Source organism: Pantoea sp. VS1 (assembly GCF_002207995.1).
In the GTDB taxonomy this organism is placed as follows: Bacteria; Pseudomonadota; Gammaproteobacteria; order Enterobacterales; family Enterobacteriaceae; genus Pantoea; species Pantoea dispersa.
On sequence record NZ_NHZE01000024.1, the window covers coordinates 1 to 17,615 of the forward strand.

Sequence of the window (17,615 nt, forward strand, 5' to 3'; positions counted from 1 at the left end):
GCCATAGCCCTTTACCGAGATTCCGGTCAGGATGACCGCATGACCGCAGAGGCCGCACCGCATCAGCCCGCGGAAAATATTGATGAGGTAAGGGTTAAAATTACCATCCCTGCGGCTTTCAGGTTCCCGGTACATCAGCTGCGCGCGCGCGAAATCCTCTTCGCTCATGATCGGCGGGTAGTAATCGGGTATCTCTTCCGCCTCTGTCGCGTTGCACTGATGTGACGGCACGAGATATCCTATTACAGCCTTTTTTCTGACCAGTCGTTCAATGGATGAAGAGTTCCACTGTGATACCTTCCCCTTCAGATTCTCCTTTCCCTGCGCGTTCAGCGCGCAGCTGATCCTGACAAAGGACATGCCTTCAAGACGCATGCGGAAAACTGAGCGGATTACCTCTGCGCGCTCTTCCAGCACGTCAAAGCCGTCGCGGGCAGCGTTAACCTTCAGCCAGTAAGGGCACTTCGCTGTCATAATCGTTCCCGCTGCAGCTGCCTTACGCTTTTCCGCCCATGCGGCGCGCATGCGCCTGGACTTCATTTCGCTCTCTTCATTCGCCCGCTGGGCAATCAGAATGGCCCTGATAATGGCGAAAGGATCGTCCAGCGAACCGCGGGTATATCGAACATTATCGCTGAGCGTGACGACGTCAATGCCGGCTTCCAGCACCGCCCGCAGACGGCCGGTGGCATCGCCGATTTTCTCGCGCGACAGTCTGTCGAAGCTTTCAATCAGCAGTACCGTACCGCTCTCGATGAGCCCCTGCTCAACCGCTGCCATAAATACGGCGAAGGCTCCCCTGACGGCGTGCTGGCCACGCCAGGCGCTCAGCCCCATGTCCTCGTAGGTAACAGGATCAAGGTAATAGTCAGGATTGTGGCTGAGCCATTCACCGATCAGTTTTTTCTGGCGCCTGGCTGAGTCGCCTTTCGCCTGCTGCAGTGAGGAAAAACGAAGGTATGCAATCGCTTTTTTCATGGAAACACCGCCTGAAAAGTCAGTTCAAGACGTGCAGCGTACGCGTGTCGTGCAGTCTAACTACAGCGTCTTTCCACCGGTAAGATTAACGGTACAGTTCCGGCAAAACTGTCGTTCGGCTCAGATTTTATCGCTGACTAAGAAGGTTTTGTCTCAGCGGTCTGCTGCGTCAAATCAGGCTTTGGGTGATCATTAATATGACTCTAAACTGTGACCTGCCCCAGTCTAAGATAACGACCAGTTAGTAATGTTATTTTGTGACCCAGGCCCGGAATATGATCCATTCATAATCAGGAATAACCGGCTTCAAGTTGAATGCTTATTCAGGCAACCGGTAGATTTTTCGGTGAATTCTGTTGGGGTCATCCAGCCCAGCGCGGAATGTGGAAGACTCTGATTATAGTGTATGCGCCAGGCCCCGATTTTGCGCCGGGCATCTTCCATGGACATAACCCGTTCCCGTTCAGACACTCCTGACGCAGCCTGCCGTTGAATGATTCTACCGTGGCATTATCGGTGGGCGTATGTAGCCGTGAGAAGTTAATCCGGATATCACGTTCGTTCACCTTCTTATCCGGCATTTTCCTGCAAATTCAGAGCCATTATCTGTTTTCAGGAACTGCGGAAACGGACGTCTCAACGCGATGATGTTCAGCACCTCAGCCACTTCTGAAAAGCGCAGATTCTGGCCTACGAAGGTCTCCGGAAATCGCGCGTGTGAAGATCGATTACCGTCAGCAGGCGAAGCCGGCGACCTTCAAACAGCGCACCGGAGACAAAGGCCATTCCCTAAACGTGACCGGGATACGGCCCCAGCGGCTGGGGTTGATGCTAAAGCGCAGATTTATTGCGGCGGCAGCGATAAATTCTGCTCGCGGTAAAGCCGGTAAATGGGCTTGTGATCGTGGTTTCAGCCTTCCCGTTTCAGCATGTGTGTACCCTGCAGCAGTCATAGTGGACCCGGTTTTCGGTTATCTCCCTGATACGAACCCGCAGCGCGCTGTCTTCTGCTGCAACGGAGGGGGTACCTGAACAAACTGCGGTTGATCTTCAGCGCAAAGTGTACATGTCTTTCACTGGCACCGTAGCGGGTCTGTAAGTCCCTGACCCACTTGCGCAAGCTTGCCCGCGTCAGCTCTTTTTTGCCAGTATGCCTGCAGCATGGCCTTGTCGGGGTTCAAATCGGCAACCAGCTTCTTCAGGCGAAGGTTTTCCTCTCCGGGCTACCGCATATGCTTCAGTTCTGATGGAGAAATTCCACCGTACTTTTTGCGTTAGGTAAAGAACGTGGCGTCGGAGATGCCCGGCCTGCGGCAGACGTCCGGTATGGGCGTACAGGGCTCAGCCTGCTTCAGGACAAGGACAATCTGCTCTTCGGTAAATCATGACTTTTTCATCGGCACAACCTCCGTTAAGGGGAGTAAACATCATGCCGGAATTCTGCTTCTGAATGGAATGGAGCAGGATCATTTGTCCATGGCCCTGGGGTGTCAGTTAAACCCGTAGCGATTCAATACCTCTCTTTCAGCTGCTTATCTTCTGAAGCCAGCTTCTCGCGCCGCAGCGTAAAACGGTGCGTCAGCATCACGGCCGCAATCGCGGCTCCGGCTGTAATCAAACCTGTAGCCACATTCCCCAAAATTCCGGGACCCTGATTAATCACCTATATGGTTACCGGATGGGTCGCAACCGCGGCTACGCTCTCCGCTGCGGCACTAATATCAACCATAGCGCTTATCCACTTTTACAGCCCAAAGGCCTTCAGCCCCTGATAGGGTCCGCCGTATCAAATTGAAAAGCAATCTCTTTATCCTCGAGGTATAGATCAAAGTCATCGGCCTCTGGCGGTAAGTTATCGTTGACGTCCTGATCATCATCAGCTGTGCGGATATGCCAGCATGGGCAGTCTGGTTCATGAATGGCCACCACGCGTCCGCCTTGCTCAACGAGATATCGCGGATACGCTGTCGGATCCCTAGGCCACAGCACTCATACCCATAATGGTGACGTATGGGCTCGTCCGGTTGCTTCCCAGACTTCATGAGCCGATTTATATCCCTGACGGGAAGTACTACAACGTTTGCACATAAAAAAATTTCCTTATCAATATTCACTTCCGTGTTTTTTCTTAACCTGATAATCACACTCGTAGCATTCACACTCACATCATGCGATACAGGTAAACTACAAGCCTGCTAAATATAACCCCCGCAATTACCTGGAGGGGGTTTCGTCAGATCCGATTTATTACATATATTGCATTTACCGGAACCACACCGCGACCAGAAATCGTGCAGAGAGACGAAAAAACCTGTCATCGTCCTCCCCGCTGAGCAGGTGAGGTAAACGATAAAGCCATATACAACAGTAGTATAGGACACGTTTTACTTTTCATTTCAGGAAAATTTCCGGTACCGGGTACTGAAGATCCGGTTCTACCTTTTTCTGGATCCTCCGGATTTAACAAACACAATCCTGCTGAATGCAGTGAATTAGCAAGAAATACTTAAGATGAGAGAAAAAGATGTATTAAGACATCCAAAGTGATTTTAAGAAGAAAACCTGCATAACGGGGAGATATACCGCCGTATGCAGGGTTAATAATCATAAGGCATTAATCTCGCCGGAAAACCGGACTGTTATGGGGAATGAATCGGTAGCGCCCCTCTTTCTTCTCCGGGTTTAACGACCGTATAAAGCCGACCGACTCCAGCAGCCGGGCCAGCTCCAGTTCGTCCTCAGTAAAGTCTATGCTTCTGTGGTTGAGGTCGCTGATAAAAGCTCCTGAAACGGAGTCGCTGAATGAGCGAATAATCCGTGCAATCGTGTCGTGTGTTATAGCACCCGCCTTAAGCAGCTGGACGAGTAGCGCCCGCAATATGCTTTCATTTCTGTGGAGTGTTAATAGCTGCAGCAGCGTAGATGCGTTTATAAACAGGGGGCCATCAAAAATCTCAGCATCGTATTCCCAGAGCCACTCCAGGGTAGATGTAAGAAGTGAATCCGGCAATCCATTGCTCGTCAGAAGCTGCATGGCCAGCGCAGGAGAAAACGCGCCGTTGTTGATTAAAATGAATTCAGGATCCGTTTCCAGCAACGCCGGACGCTGCAGGACGAGGCCCGCAAGCAGCGGAATAACGTGATTACCTTCCTCATGGAAGGCGGTGTATATCTGCTGGTAGACAATGCGGACAGGAGCCAGTCTACGATATTCAATCAGCAGTGCTGCTTCGTCAACGGTGAGATTTTCCGGCAGTGACAGAAGCGTCAGCTCTATAGCGGAAAGTATTGTTCGCCGGGCCGTCTCGCTTAAAGCGCCTGAGGTATAAATCTTATGAATTAATTCACTGTATACATCAAAAGAAGACAACGCCGAGGGAATATCGATTATCTTTGAATGGTTTATATCAAACCAGATAGCAAACCACGGTGCAAGGTCACTGTTCAGATTAAGCAAGTATTCAATGTTATTCCAGGTGGGCGCAATGCGATTCTTTTCAAGAAGTATCGTATAGATGCTGGTTTCAGCCGTAAGCTTTCTGTAACTCAGAAATACGCCGCTGCGCTCCCTAACGTTACTGATATCCTCGATTAAAAATGTCATTTCCCGTGCAATCATCTGTATTTTATCAACTGAAGATGCCGAATTATTTAATACTGAAGGAACCCTGTCATATTCCTCTGAAGCAATAAAGAAATCACTAATGAAATTATTAATATTCTGATTTATCATATTAAGTATCTGGGGTATATTAAAACCCTCAAGAGTGCTTAAGGGCTTTCTCAGAAACTCTACACAAACAACTTCACTGTAATGTGAAAGTATGCGAACAATATTTACAAGGTTTTTCTTGGAGTATTTCCACAACATAAGCCCGGCAATGTTGGATACAACTTCGGCTCCCTGCTTAGATTTACATTCGCCAATCTGCGATAGGACAACTCGGGTCCGCCTGAGATTATCCGTAAACGACTCTGCATAACCATCCGGAATCTCATCAGGAATATATTCGTGCTCCGAGAAAATATTCTCTGCAGCATACTTCATGTCGATCGTTTCATAATTCCAGCACAGCTCCGAAGAACAGAAAAGTATCACCAGCAGTTTCATCGCCGATTTTTTATCCTGCATTTCCAGGAGGCGAATCAAAAATTCGTCGGCTGCTTTAGTATCGGAGGCCATAAGCTGCGCGTAAGCAATGCTTTTTGCTGAAGGCCAAATTCTAAAGATGCTACTAAAAAGCTGCTCAAGCCGGTGCTCTTCTCCTGTTTCAAGCTGGATCTGAATAATCTCCCTAAGCTGGAGCCGGTCATGTTCAAGCAGGTAAAGAAGCACATCAGCGTGCCATGCGTTGTCCTGCAGGAGGAGCCCCAGTTCCTCCAATTTTTTAACGACGTTTGCAGTTCTGTCGAGAGGCATTCCGCTTGTGACGGGATATTCCCTGCCCGCGCTTACGGCGCGGATAAAGTCGTTATCATTGCTGCTGAGGCTGCCTGGAATGAACACCGAACGGTAGGACATGTAGTCTGTCGAAAGATATCCCCAGCGGAGCAGAGAATAGATAAAATCAAACTGTGCGACTGTATACCCTTCGCCATTTCCGTGGATGCACTCGATCTGGAGATATTCTGTCACCCAGGCCCTGAAGCCTGCGCTGCCCATTCTTTCAATCAGCGTTCCCGGGCGGATAGACTGGAGTCTGCGCCTTCGCTGGAGAAGATGTTCCGCTCTTTTTTCAAGATCGGAGAGTTTTCCGTTAAACTTCGAGTCAAGAAGCTCACATCGTCTTTTATATTCGGTCTGGATCTCTTCAGCTTCTGAGGAAGATATGTTTGCCAGATTTGCCCCGCTCCTTATAACCCTTATATACAACCCAGGACTTGCGAGCATGGAAAAAAATGTACTTTCATCATTCGTAACCTGATCCAGTGTGAACGCTGTTCCGTATTGGTTAAAAAAATGGACTTGATTCTTCGTTTTGTCTCCGAAGTAAACTGAGAGTAAATCCCTGACTATTCCCGGCTTGTCATTTTCTATCTCATCATTTATCTCATCGATCAGATTTTCAAGACTGCTGAGCTCTGTTATGATTCTATCATCAACAATCTTGATTAAATCACCAGATACATATGCATTAATAACCCCGTATAAAACTCCCTGCTTTGAATCTATCAGATGATAATCTCGCGCACATAGGTTTTTGTAAGCAATAAGCGAAAGAAGCCGTATTATGTTTTCGCCATTATTGACCAGATTCCTGTAAAGCCGGAACTCATTGGCAATGCTGTTCAGCACGCGCATATCAGGAATAAACACTGCGAGACGGGCAACGCATTGTTCAAAACCAGAAACTTTAAACTCATCTTTTTTAAACTTATTTGAAAAATGGTCTGTTGCGTTCTGGCTATCCATGATGGGGATAACGGGCATGACAAAGTCAAAAAACTTTGTACGAGCTTCAGCAGAATTAAATATTTCGTCTCTTACGGCATAAATAAAGCGAACAGGATGCGATGCTGGCCGACTATTATTAATAATCTGATTAATTTCTCGAAGTTTGATAAATATGGCGCCATCATTATGTCTATCCAGATCTTCAAAAATAACCACATTGTACTTCTGCTTTTCGAAAAAATAGACTATTTCATCAATAAAAACATTCAGCAGTGAGGGATCCGACGGTCGGGTCGATATGGTAGCCCCTTTTGAGAGATCAATCTTGTCTATGCTTACGCGTCGGTCAAATATTCCCATACGGTGAAGCTTGCTGAGAAGGAGGTAAAACATGACAAAGAAAGCGCCGCTGGCCAGAATACCGATCCTTAAGACGGAGGGAATATTAAGTATAAACTCGCTGAACGCGGCGGAAACCGACAATTTTTTTCTGAAATAGTCAGGGAAAAGTAATATTAGGCCTGACAGACCACATCCTACTGTTGCCAGCAGGCCTAGAGCCATTTTGCGCATCTGTTTCGGTGTGACATCTGCGATCCGCTCGATGCGCGAATAAGGAAGGTCGCTTTTGCGTGCTTTGTACAGTATTTGCTGCAGGATACTGTATTCAATAGTTTTTTCCTGCTGCTTTGCCTTTTTTTCAGTCTTTATCCCGGATTCTGTGGACTTGTCTTCAGTCTCAGTTGTAGCCCGGATCATGTCAAAATCAGCAAGCGAAACCGTCATGATTTTGAAATCTTTCTGACGGCATTTTGACCAGGTGAGGAGGACAGAGCTTTTTCCTGCCCCGTATGGGCCGGTAACGGCAATGTTTTTGATATCCGGTTTATGACATGCAAAGTTCAGCGCTTTGATATAATGCTTCGCATCCTCTTCATCCATTAACGACGGCGTCAGCGCGTCATACTCGTATGTAACTTCGTTTTCTTCTTCGTTCTCAGCCTTGACGAGAGCCAGAAGCCCCGCTAGGCGTGGCGTTTTCATCATATCTTTCACCGGAGGTTTGTAAGTTTGCATCAGTATATCTGCTGAATACCTGCCATTTAATCAGGATTAAGAGGCTAATACAGCGGTATTTAGGGCTTATCAGGATGTAGTACGCTCTCCGTATCATCCTTTTTAAGTGTGTGGGAAATAGTGTAAGCCATGTATGTACTATAAAATTTTATGTATAGTTTGTACTGAATATGTTTGAAACAGTCGGATACTGTCATCTTAGGTGTTTGCAATAGAATCCGAGCTTTTCAGAGGGCGATCAACTAGCGTTTGTATGTGGCCACCAAAAGCATTAGGAAAAAATAATGAGTAGATACGAGCTATTTGCAGGGTTCCGTAATAGAGGTACGGGACAGTTTTCTGGGCCGTTTATCAATGAAGAAAAGCTTAGCGCCATATTGAATTTGATTCCTGCGCCTGAAAACCCCAAACAATATCTGTTTCCTGACCTGTTTCCATTGATCAACTTCGTCAATGCTCAAATCGGTGAGGGGTTAAAGATACAGGAGGAACGGCTTACACGGATAATGCTTCAACAGCAGGAAAAACAGCAGCTTGAGGTACTTGCTGGTCGCTATGAAGATCTTTTCACACAATGGAATTTTGCCAGCTCAGTAGACGAAAAAAGTAAGCAAGATCAGCAATGGAAAGAAGTCATTTTCCAGGCTGGTCCGGTTCTAAGGCTGCTACGGGAAGCAATGCCGGAACAGACTCCAGTCAGCAAGTGGAGTCACGAACTTCTATATAAAACTGAACAGACAGGACGTATGTATGTCGAGACTCTGCTGTTCTACATATATGCCCGTGCAGCCTACGAGCCTTCTTCGCTCGCCCGTGATTCTAACTTAAGGAGATACTGCAGCGAGCTGAAGGAAAAGGTGGTGGCTCAACTCTCTGGTAGAAACGGAGACTTACTACTGCTGAGTGCAGCTTTTCACCAAGAATCGCATTATTCAAAAGTATGGCAACTTATCGGTATAGAGGATAAAGCTAGTGCCGATGCATTGCTGATAAGCCAAATCAAAGAAAAGCAAGCTTGTCGCGTTGAAGACCCTAACGCGCTGTTGAGTCATTATAATCCCAACGTAGAGGATGCTTATTCCCACACCATAAAGATTCAACGTTATCCAGATCTTCAGTGGAAGATGGTCTGCGTCCTCTGGCATCTTTTTGATCGAGTCAGTCACTTAGAAGCTCTTCTCGACACTTTAGAGAGACATCACGAAAGTGTGGATTTCACTCGTACAGGCGAAACCCGGGAAAAAATTGACAAGTATCTGCAACAAATTGCGTGCGGAGAATCACCGCAGCAACTAACGATTGCAGACATCTAGTACCTATTCTGGTTCTGCCTTTTTCCGGATCCGGGCGCAAAAGACGAGAAAGAAGAAACTGTTAACGCTGCAAACGCAAAACAGATTATCAGCCACCGAAGCGTGAAAGTTATGACCGTGCACCGGAGATTGTCATGGAGTAATATGTAGCAGAACGACAGCTGGTTACAGTCAGTAGTAACGAATTTTATAAACGCCCACTGATGAATAAATGTGAGTACGGAGTTTACTGCGATCGTGAAAAACTGCCTTCAGCGTCACATCGTGGCTACCGCGTATTTCCTAGCTATCACTCGGTGAGATTTTGGCTCGGATGACAACTAGGCTTACATGGTGATTTTATCTGAACCCGATGTATGAAACAAAAACCGTTTCTGTATAGCTCACATTGGTTGTTATTTAATGAACATTATTCTAGCGTCAAATCGACTTGATAAATGTTGTTCACGGAACTTTTCAATTACAAAATCCACAAATACTCGAGTCTTAGCGGGCAACATCTTATGGGTAGGAAAATACAGTGATAAAGAGCCATTCTCAGCATACCAATTTGGAAGAACCCTCAACAGCCGCCCACTTTCCAAATAGGGTAACAAATTAGGTAAGCTGGCTACCGCGACCCCTAACCCTATTACTGCTGCCTGACAGCAGGCCTCCGGCTCATTAAACGTCATGCGTTCAGGTAGCGAAATAGACGCCTGCCTGTTTTGGCTGTCCCGTAGAGTCAAATTACGCACCCTTCCAGTCTGCGGAGAACGTATACGGATTCCTTCGCCTCGCGCCAAATCCTCGGGCTCAACAAAGGGTGGTTTAGCAGCCAGATAGGCAGGAGAAGCCGCCAAAACTATATGTGAAGGGGCTAATTCGCGCGCTACAACCCCATAAGGCAGCTCAAAACCCCCACCTATAGCCACATCAAAACGCTCGCCTATAAGGTCTATTTTTCGATTATCAAATTCCCAGTCAGGTCGAATTCGGGGGTACCGGCCTAAGAACTCTTCCAACAAGGGCAGCAGATAGCGGATGCCAAAATGTGTGCCAACACTCACTTTTAGCGATCCAGATGGATGCTGTTCACTACAGTCCAAACTGTTCACCGCCGTTTTAATTGACGCCAAGCCATCGCGGACCTCAAGCAAAAAACGCTCACCAGCCTCCGTAAGCGTGAGTTTACGCGTGCTACGTTGGAAAAGCCGTACCCCAAGCTGCGCTTCAAGCTTAGTGACGTTTTTACCCACCGCAGCAGACGTCAGTGCCAAACGCCTTCCCGCTGCGGAAAAACTGCCTGTGTCAGCACTCACTACAAAGCACTCAAGCTGATTTATCATTGTAATGACCCTATTTTAAACATTTAGTTTAAAATGATTATAGCGATTTGCGGCTATTCTGAAACTAGTTTCAGGGTAATACTTATCTCCATCAGCATACTTTCTCTTAAATTTGGAGTTACATCATGAACACAATAACGCATTCGGTTTCATTAGCAGGGAAAGTCGCATTCGTCCAAGGTGGCGCACGTGGTATCGGCGCGGCTATCGTCCGCCGTTTAGCACAAGAAGGTGCCAGCGTGGCCTTTACCTATGTCTCCTCGGCAGATAAGGCAAATGTTCTTGTAAAAGAGATTGAAAAATCCGGTGGCAAAGCTTTAGCTCTTCAGGCTGACAGCGTTAATGAGCAGGCTCTCCGACACGCAGTAAATAAAGCGGCACAGCATTTCGGCCATCTGGATATTTTAGTTAATAACGCGGGAATATTTGCCGTCGGCACTCTCGACGAATTCAGTATGGAAGACTTTGACCGCACCTTGGCAATTAACGTTCGCAGCGTGTTTGTTGCTAGTCAGGAAGCAGCTAGACACATGCCGGGCGGTGGCCGCATCATCAATATCGGCAGTACCAATGCTGATCGTATGCCCTTTGCCGGTGGAGCAGCTTATGCTATGAGCAAGTCAGCTATTATTGGTTTGACAAAAGGATTGGCACGGGATTTAGGGCCTCGTGGGATCACTGTAAATAACGTCCAGCCCGGTCCTACTGATACGGATATGAACCCAGCATCTGGAGAAATGGCGCAAGAGCTAATTAAGCTGATTGCGGTGAATCGTTATGGGAAAGATAAGGAGATCGCTGCGTTTGTTGCATTCCTGTCTGGCCCTGAGGCGGGATATATCAGTGGTGCTAGCCTGTCTATTGATGGTGGATTTGGTGCCTAACTAAATATTTTTATTGCAGTTCACCATAAACCATTTGACATTAAAAAAGCCGATTTATTAATTTTTTAAGTTAAAAATAATGTTGGCTCTTAAAACCCCTTATAAAACGAGAAGTGAAATGAAAAAAATAATCGGCCTTGTTGCAGTTGGTTTGCTTACATTTACAAACCCTGCAACATCAAATACCAATATACCGAAACAGCGCGCTAATAATATTGTTTTAGTTCATAGCGCACTTGTAGATGGTTCGAGCTGGCGTGGAGTATATGAAATTCTCCGCCGTGATGGTTTTAAGGTTAGTGTAGTTGCCCACACTCAAATCAATCTTGAGGATGACGTTAAAGCTACAAAACTAATTTTGGATCAACAGAATGGTCCAACTATTCTAGTTGGAGCAAGTTACGGTGGAACAGTCATCACTGAGGCCGGTAATCATGATAATGTGCTGGCTCTTGTCTACGTCGCTGCTATGCAGCCAGACTTTGGCGAAACGCTCGTAAGTCTTTCAAAGAAAATCCCTCCGCTTTCTGACAGCCTTAAACCCAATAAAGAGGGTTTTCTAACAATTAGTCCTGTGCGTTTTCATGCAGAATTTGGTGCTGAACTTTCAGAAGCTGATGCTGATTTCCTAGCGAATGCTCAAATGCCCTTATCAGTCAAAGCAGCAACGACACCAGCACGCATTGCAAGTTGGCATAATAAGCCAGCTTACGGAATTGTTGCACTTAGAGATCGTCTAATTGATCCTAAACTTCAGCAGTTTATGTACAGTCGTGGCCATGACAAAATATTCGAAGTTGATGCGAGTCATGCTGTTTTCATGACTCAGCCAAAGCGTGTCGCCGAGATTATTGAACAAGCTGCTAACGAATCATTATAATATGTAATAACACTAAATATTCTTCCAATTTGTAATTTGCTCGTGAGATTTTGCTGAGTTGCTAAAATTTCGGCCATATGTTTATTTTCGTTTGTATTGTTGTATATCGTAATGTCCTTTCTTCTGATGTACTGTTGCTGTTAAGAGGATGGAGGTGTTTATGTGATTTTCACGATTGCTACCATCTATGATTGAGCTTGCCGTATTACATAAACAGTGAATGGCAAAGGGATGGAACCCTATTATTCTATTCTTATTAAAGTATTAACTGAAGCAGCATAAATTGCGAATCCAGCACGTAGCAAGAATAAACTCGAGGAATTTATCCACTCGCCCACACCGAAGACTTTCAAGCCGGTGGAGTCGATTGATCCTACCCACGTAATTTGGACACGGCACTATAAGCGGGATGCTCATGGCGGCATACCTTCGTCAGTAATGGTGGCCGCCACATGATACTCAATCCGGGCGCTGCACAGTCAGTGCCGCGCTACTGCCCGTCGGGAAAGAGACACCTCAGAATCTCCAATGCAGACCTGCCGATGCGCCACAGCCTGGCGAGTTCATCCAGCCGGCTCAGCAGCGTTTCCAGCCAGTGCGGTTTTTTCGTGCTCATTTGCGTTACTCCATTCCGTTTGATGTCCCGCGATGGTTCCGTCACGACGCGCCGGATAGGAAAAAATTTTCTCCCGGAACCGGCATTGCTGCCGTCACGACGGCCGGATCGTCAAGCGTTTGCTACAGGTTTTCACCGGTTGAAAATTGGGAAATAAACGGACTGCAGAATACAGCTTTCCATCCCTGTCAGGCTGCCGTTCCCCGCCAATTTGTTCCCGCCACGCCACGCGGTATAATCTCCGCCTCTACCTTTTTCCGGATCACTGCGTAAAAAGTGAAAAGACCGGGCACATACTCAGCATATCCCCCAGATATGCATATACAAGCCATCCGCATATTCACAGCATATACATATACTATATATATGCATATACTAAACCTATCCAGACCCATTGTGGCTAAAAATCAGGCCGGTAACGGCACAGCGTCGAAATTTCGACCGGAAGGAGTAAACCATGCGAACTGTATCTGTGTTTAAAAATGGCAATAACCGCGCCATCCGCCTGCCCCGCGATCTGGATTTTGAGGGGGTGAGCGAGCTGGAGATCGTCCGGGAAGGAGACAGCATCATCCTGCGCCCCGTCCGGCCGACCTGGGGCTCATTCCTGGAGCTCGAAAAAGCCGATCCGGATTTTATGGCAGAGCGAGAGGACGTTGTCACTGACGAAGGGCGATTTGACCTGTGAACAAAACGTATATGCTGGACACCTGTATCTGCTCGTTCATCATGCGCGAGCAGCCGGAAGCCGTACTGAAGCGCCTGGAGCAGGCGGTGCTGCGCAGCCACCGCATCGTGGTCTCGGCCATTACTTATTCTGAAATGCGCTTCGGCGCCACCGGCCCGAAGGCCTCGCCGCGTCACGTGCAGCTTGTCGAGGAGTTCTGCGCCCGGCTCGATGCCGTCCTGCCCTGGGACCGTGCCGCGGTGGACGCCACCACGGAGATTAAGGTCGCGCTGCGTCTGGCCGGGACGCCGATTGGGCCGAATGACACAGCGATTGCCGGGCACGCCATCGCGGCCGGCGCCATCCTGGTGACGAATAATACACGGGAGTTTGAGCGGGTGCCGGGCCTGGTGCTGGAAGACTGGGTAAAATAGATCGCTTACTGTATGGAAGGAAGTAATAAAAATGAGTGAACTGAAGATTGATAATCCGGCGCAACGTTTGCTGGATATTCTTGAAGCAGGAAAAAAACATTCGCAAGCCTCGAACTGTCGCGCAGTATGGATCTCGCTCCTGCAGGCACATCAAAATAATGAGCAGCATCTTCTCTCCCGTCTGGCCCGGGTCATGGAGTTGCCAGGACGAATAGTGCAGGTCAGAGAGGATCATTTCTCCGCTCTCAGGGGTAAATCCACGCACTGGAAATCTTGTGTTGATACAGCATTTGTTTCACAGTCTCTTAATAATAACTGGCAGTCATTCATGCAGCACATTGATGATCGCACACTTTCAGAACTCAGCATGCTGTCCGACCTGTTTGAAACCCGTGGGGCGCACGCGGCTATCCAGTCATAAGAAATTGGTGCTTTACTGGAGAGGTTAACAGAACTGCGTAATGAGATTCGGGAGGCTGAGCTGCCTGTCACGATGAAAACCCTGCTGCTGAAACAACTTTCACAAATCCAGGAGGCACTGGAAACATATGGTATTTCCGGCGTTGAGCCGGTAATGGATGCCGTGCAGTCAACTCTTGACCTGGCCGTTCTGAATCCGGAGTACCGCCAGGAAATCAGTAAGGGGACAAACAGCAGGTTTGGTGATAAAATTTCCGATATTCTGAGCGACGTGGCGAATGTTGTCACCGTCGCAGGCGCGCTGCCTGCATTAACCGTTACTGTAAACATCGCACTGACCTATATCGGCCAGTGATCCTCAGGCACCTTTCCACAGGTGCCTTATTTTTAGTCGTCCCTCATTACCAGCCCAATCAGATTTACGACATTGCCTTTTTCCGGATCTGCGGGATGTAAAAAAAGCGGCATATACTGGATACAGTGAACCAGGCCAAATAGCAGCACTCAATTACATATGAATGTAACAGGCAGAATTTATCTCCAAAGGCACTAATAAAGCTTAAAAGCCGATAAGGATCAGGAAAGCAGGATTGGTACGCATTGAGTGCACTTCTCGTATGCGATGAATTTTTTTTTGTTTTTTTTCTGTACCGGCCTTTAGGGCCGCATTCTATTTCCTAAATACAGTTTTACACAAGGAACATTGTATGACTGTATTATTATTTTTATCCGCCTTATCTGTAGGCATCCTAAAAGCTGGCTCATTTATAGCGTTACTTTATAGTGCCTGCAAGGGCTGGACGCTATTCTGGAAAAATTATGATCGCCTGCCCTATATCTACCGCTCTCAGTGGCGATATCAGAGACGATTCATTCTCAGACGTATCTGGAAGCGTATTTTTAACCGCGGATAATATTATCGAGCGGCATCCCCAGCCCCGCCAGCCAGCACAAGCAGCACCAGGTCGTGTACACCATCTGGGTCTGGCCGGATTTCCACTTGCGGATGGTGCGTTCGTCCACATCCAGCCGGTTAGCCAGCTGGATGTCGGTCATTGATATCAGCGCCCTGACCTCTCCTATCTCCTGCGGAGTAGGTTTCTGCCAGTTTTCACCGCTGACCAGCGTATATCCGTTAAAATTTCCGGCTTCGACTAAGGCGCAGATAAACTCTTTGTTTGTATCACTCATTTATGCCGGAATCCTCATTTCATTTTCATTCGGCCAAAATGGATCTAAAAACCAGTCCACAATCATATTGCGGTCCTGACGAATGAGCACACTCGCGGCATCAGCAATATTAAAATCAGTTCCTTCTCCAAGCCACACGGACGAGAAAAAATGCTGCAGAGTTTTTTCTTGCCGGTTTGCCGAAGCGTTGAAGCGATCAACGGCTTCAGTGTTCATTATTCTGGCTTCTCTGTCCCATAAAGGTATTGCCCATGGATAATTACTAATCATTTCATAAAACCGCTGCTCGCTGCTGATGTCATGAGTAACCCTGTCAGCGTCAAACTCCAGAATATAGCTAAAAAGGGCAATGCGGGTCAGTGCTTCGACTTCATTGAAGAGCCGCACTTCGGACATTGAAAAACCGGATAATGTACGATCTAATTCGAGAATATCTCCGGCATGTGCAATTTTGCTTCGTCGGGTATAAAAATCCTTAATAACTTTTCTAAATTTTTTTTCTGAAAATTCAGGTTCTGTGTGGTAGTAGCCTCGCACACCGTATTTTTTGACAAAATGTTCTTCAGAATAAGCCTCCATGAAATCCATGTATCTCCGGGCAAGTCTATATTTCTCGTTACTGCACTCGCCACAACGTTCAACAACAAACCCCTCCCTTTCGCCTTCAAAATGCACCAAATTTTCAATGGACGAGATAAGACCCATAATACCCATGCTAGGAGCAGTGAGAATAAGTTGCCGCATTTTATGATGCAGGAATAATGAAGAATTTATGCGGTGCCGGGAATCCTCATCCATCCTGAAATAACTGTCCAAAAATTCAATAGCCTGCTTTTGAAACGCAACAGATGCGCAATTGGAGTTCACGCGGTTGAGAATTCGGGCCTGTTCAAAGCGCATTGCATGTATGTGATGGGTATCAGTGAATTTCTCAATTTTTGGTTGCAATCCCGGGCGAACGCTCATTCCATCAGAGGGGAGCCAGCATGGACAGTTGGAGATAATATGCAACAGCGCAATCAGCTCATGAAGCAAGTCCAGATGGCCATATCCTTCACTAAACGCGTTTTTGCGTTCCTCTTTCTCAGTTCGGAGGCGATAGGCGTCATTGTATTCAATGATAACAACTTCTCCTTGCTGTTTCGGATCTGTTCGGCCTGCAGGATAAATCTGGAATACATCCTTATATCTAAAACAACATACGTTCATCGAACCCATGCTAATCAATGTTTGGTAGTAAATGTCCGTCATTTTATCTTCTCAATTTTAGTTAAATACACTGCATCGTTTGTGGTCTGTATAAAAGCCAAAAAATTTAGCCTTCGGCAGATTGATCCCCAACAGTGCTGAAAGCAACCTGTCTGACGCAAGACGAGCTGGCGCAGATCCGACACTGATGAGTAAGCCTACCTGAATTTATTCTAGGCAGGCGAGTCATCTGGACTATCACTCGCACCATGCTGAAGTATGTTTTTGAAAGGAACTTAACCATAAAATGGTATTTTCTACAATAAGTTGCGTAACTTCATCTCTGAAAATATTACTCGATTTTAACGAAAAGCCCGGTCCAGGCTGGGTGCCATGACAGTACGCATTTCTGTAGCTGGCTTCCATATTCACTGTAATCAGTGATTATACAGTTAATGAATTTATTACCAGAACACCCGCCGAGGCTGTTATCTGTTACTTACTGTTTTAAATAGGTTTTCTGCAAATAACCTGTAGGTATAAGACGAAACCTCTTCAGGCTGAATAAACCACTGCCCTCCACAGTTAATAAACATCTGCATCAGACCATCCACGTTACCCGTCAGGCGTGATATCAGTGGTGCCACCTGTAGGCCGTCATCGTCAAAGGCAACGTCCAGGCTGCTATTTCCAGGGTGATGCTGTCGTTCGCGATGCGGTCAAACATGAAGCCTGCGCCAGCATATGAATAGCGTTTTTAGAACTAACTGCCAGCTATACAGATGCTGATATTAAAGCCATAAGTAATCATCTAAATATAAGAACTGCCTGACGTCAGTTACAAAACAAGCTAAGCTGTCTCTTCTTCTCATCAATAGAGCGCCGCAGTTCCGCACTGTGGCTTTTCACTTCCTAATGCAGCATACGCTGCTTTATCCTATGTAAAACCTCGTTAATGATTTCTTCAGGATCGCTGTCTGCTTCTGATTTACAGCGCCTGATCGCGTCAAGTAACCAGTTCATATAGAGATTAAGCTGCTCGTCTGCAGTACCCTGTAACAGAGTTTGTGAAAAAATTTTGTAAGACTCCATTCCAATCAACTATCTATTTAGATAAAAATTTAATTTTATAAAATTCGCTGTATATAATATTTTCAAAAAAATAAAATCAATATCCCAACAAAAATTTGTATCAAAAAACCTTCTTTATTTTTTTAATTCCTTAATCTTATCTATGTAAGATC

General features: G+C 46.6%; 13 protein-coding genes and 1 pseudogene. 7 read left to right on the top strand and 7 right to left on the bottom strand.

What is annotated here, in order from left to right; genetic code table 11:
• The 3 genes and pseudogenes from CBW22_RS11950 to CBW22_RS11970 all read right to left on the bottom strand — a co-directional run.
• Positions 1 to 978: recombinase family protein (locus tag CBW22_RS11950; protein WP_141097312.1), on the bottom strand; the 978-nt coding region annotated here is incomplete at its 3' end.
• A 306-nt stretch (positions 979 to 1,284) separates the two neighbouring features.
• Positions 1,285 to 2,345 (bottom strand): annotated as a pseudogene (locus tag CBW22_RS27045) (IS3 family transposase).
• A 1,247-nt stretch (positions 2,346 to 3,592) separates the two neighbouring features.
• The gene (locus tag CBW22_RS11970) at positions 3,593 to 7,450 is read right to left on the bottom strand and encodes a YobI family P-loop NTPase (protein WP_088516734.1); all 3,858 of its coding nucleotides are present in this window, start codon (positions 7,448 to 7,450) and stop codon (positions 3,593 to 3,595) included.
• Positions 7,451 to 7,734: 284 nt separating this feature from the next.
• On the opposite strand from CBW22_RS11970, the gene CBW22_RS11975 reads away from it, so the two are divergent.
• On the top strand, positions 7,735 to 8,763 hold the full coding sequence (locus CBW22_RS11975) for a hypothetical protein (protein ID WP_088516735.1): 1,029 nt from the start codon (positions 7,735 to 7,737) through the stop codon (positions 8,761 to 8,763).
• A 395-nt stretch (positions 8,764 to 9,158) separates the two neighbouring features.
• Here the strand turns inward: CBW22_RS11975 and CBW22_RS11980 are convergent, their stop codons facing one another.
• Positions 9,159 to 10,091, bottom strand: a complete 933-nt coding sequence (locus CBW22_RS11980) for a LysR family transcriptional regulator (RefSeq protein WP_088516736.1) — start codon at positions 10,089 to 10,091, stop codon at positions 9,159 to 9,161.
• Between the two features lie 125 nt (positions 10,092 to 10,216).
• On the opposite strand from CBW22_RS11980, the gene CBW22_RS11985 reads away from it, so the two are divergent.
• Both CBW22_RS11985 and CBW22_RS11990 read left to right on the top strand, forming a co-directional pair.
• The gene (locus tag CBW22_RS11985; protein WP_088516737.1) at positions 10,217 to 10,975 is read left to right on the top strand and encodes a 3-oxoacyl-ACP reductase family protein; all 759 of its coding nucleotides are present in this window, start codon (positions 10,217 to 10,219) and stop codon (positions 10,973 to 10,975) included.
• 118 nt (positions 10,976 to 11,093) lie between these two features.
• Complete coding sequence (locus CBW22_RS11990; RefSeq protein ID WP_217899520.1) at positions 11,094 to 11,855, top strand: alpha/beta fold hydrolase; 762 nt, start codon at positions 11,094 to 11,096, stop codon at positions 11,853 to 11,855.
• Between the two features lie 490 nt (positions 11,856 to 12,345).
• Here CBW22_RS11990 and CBW22_RS26640 read toward each other — a convergent pair whose 3' ends face one another.
• Complete coding sequence (locus tag CBW22_RS26640; protein WP_254919486.1) at positions 12,346 to 12,471, bottom strand: hypothetical protein; 126 nt, start codon at positions 12,469 to 12,471, stop codon at positions 12,346 to 12,348.
• A 457-nt stretch (positions 12,472 to 12,928) separates the two neighbouring features.
• Here CBW22_RS26640 and vapB point away from each other — a divergent pair, with 457 nt between their 5' ends.
• From vapB to CBW22_RS26650, 4 genes are all read left to right on the top strand, one after another.
• Positions 12,929 to 13,159 (top strand): type II toxin-antitoxin system VapB family antitoxin, encoded by a 231-nt coding sequence (vapB, locus tag CBW22_RS11995; protein ID WP_088516739.1) that lies wholly within the window; start codon positions 12,929 to 12,931, stop codon positions 13,157 to 13,159.
• Complete coding sequence (locus tag CBW22_RS12000) at positions 13,156 to 13,572, top strand: type II toxin-antitoxin system VapC family toxin (protein ID WP_088516740.1); 417 nt, start codon at positions 13,156 to 13,158, stop codon at positions 13,570 to 13,572. Before vapB ends, CBW22_RS12000 begins: the two co-directional genes overlap by 4 nt.
• Positions 13,573 to 13,603: 31 nt before the next feature.
• Complete coding sequence (locus tag CBW22_RS26645) at positions 13,604 to 13,993, top strand: hypothetical protein (RefSeq protein ID WP_254919487.1); 390 nt, start codon at positions 13,604 to 13,606, stop codon at positions 13,991 to 13,993.
• A gap of 72 nt (positions 13,994 to 14,065) precedes the next feature.
• On the top strand, positions 14,066 to 14,347 hold the full coding sequence (locus CBW22_RS26650) for a hypothetical protein (RefSeq protein WP_254919488.1): 282 nt from the start codon (positions 14,066 to 14,068) through the stop codon (positions 14,345 to 14,347).
• Positions 14,348 to 14,892: 545 nt separating this feature from the next.
• Here CBW22_RS26650 and CBW22_RS12015 read toward each other — a convergent pair.
• Positions 14,893 to 15,183 (bottom strand): helix-turn-helix domain-containing protein, encoded by a 291-nt coding sequence (locus tag CBW22_RS12015; RefSeq protein WP_088516742.1) that lies wholly within the window; start codon positions 15,181 to 15,183, stop codon positions 14,893 to 14,895.
• Complete coding sequence (locus tag CBW22_RS12020; protein ID WP_088516743.1) at positions 15,184 to 16,434, bottom strand: hypothetical protein; 1,251 nt, start codon at positions 16,432 to 16,434, stop codon at positions 15,184 to 15,186. It lies immediately after the preceding gene.
• Positions 16,435 to 17,615 lie beyond the last annotated feature (1,181 nt).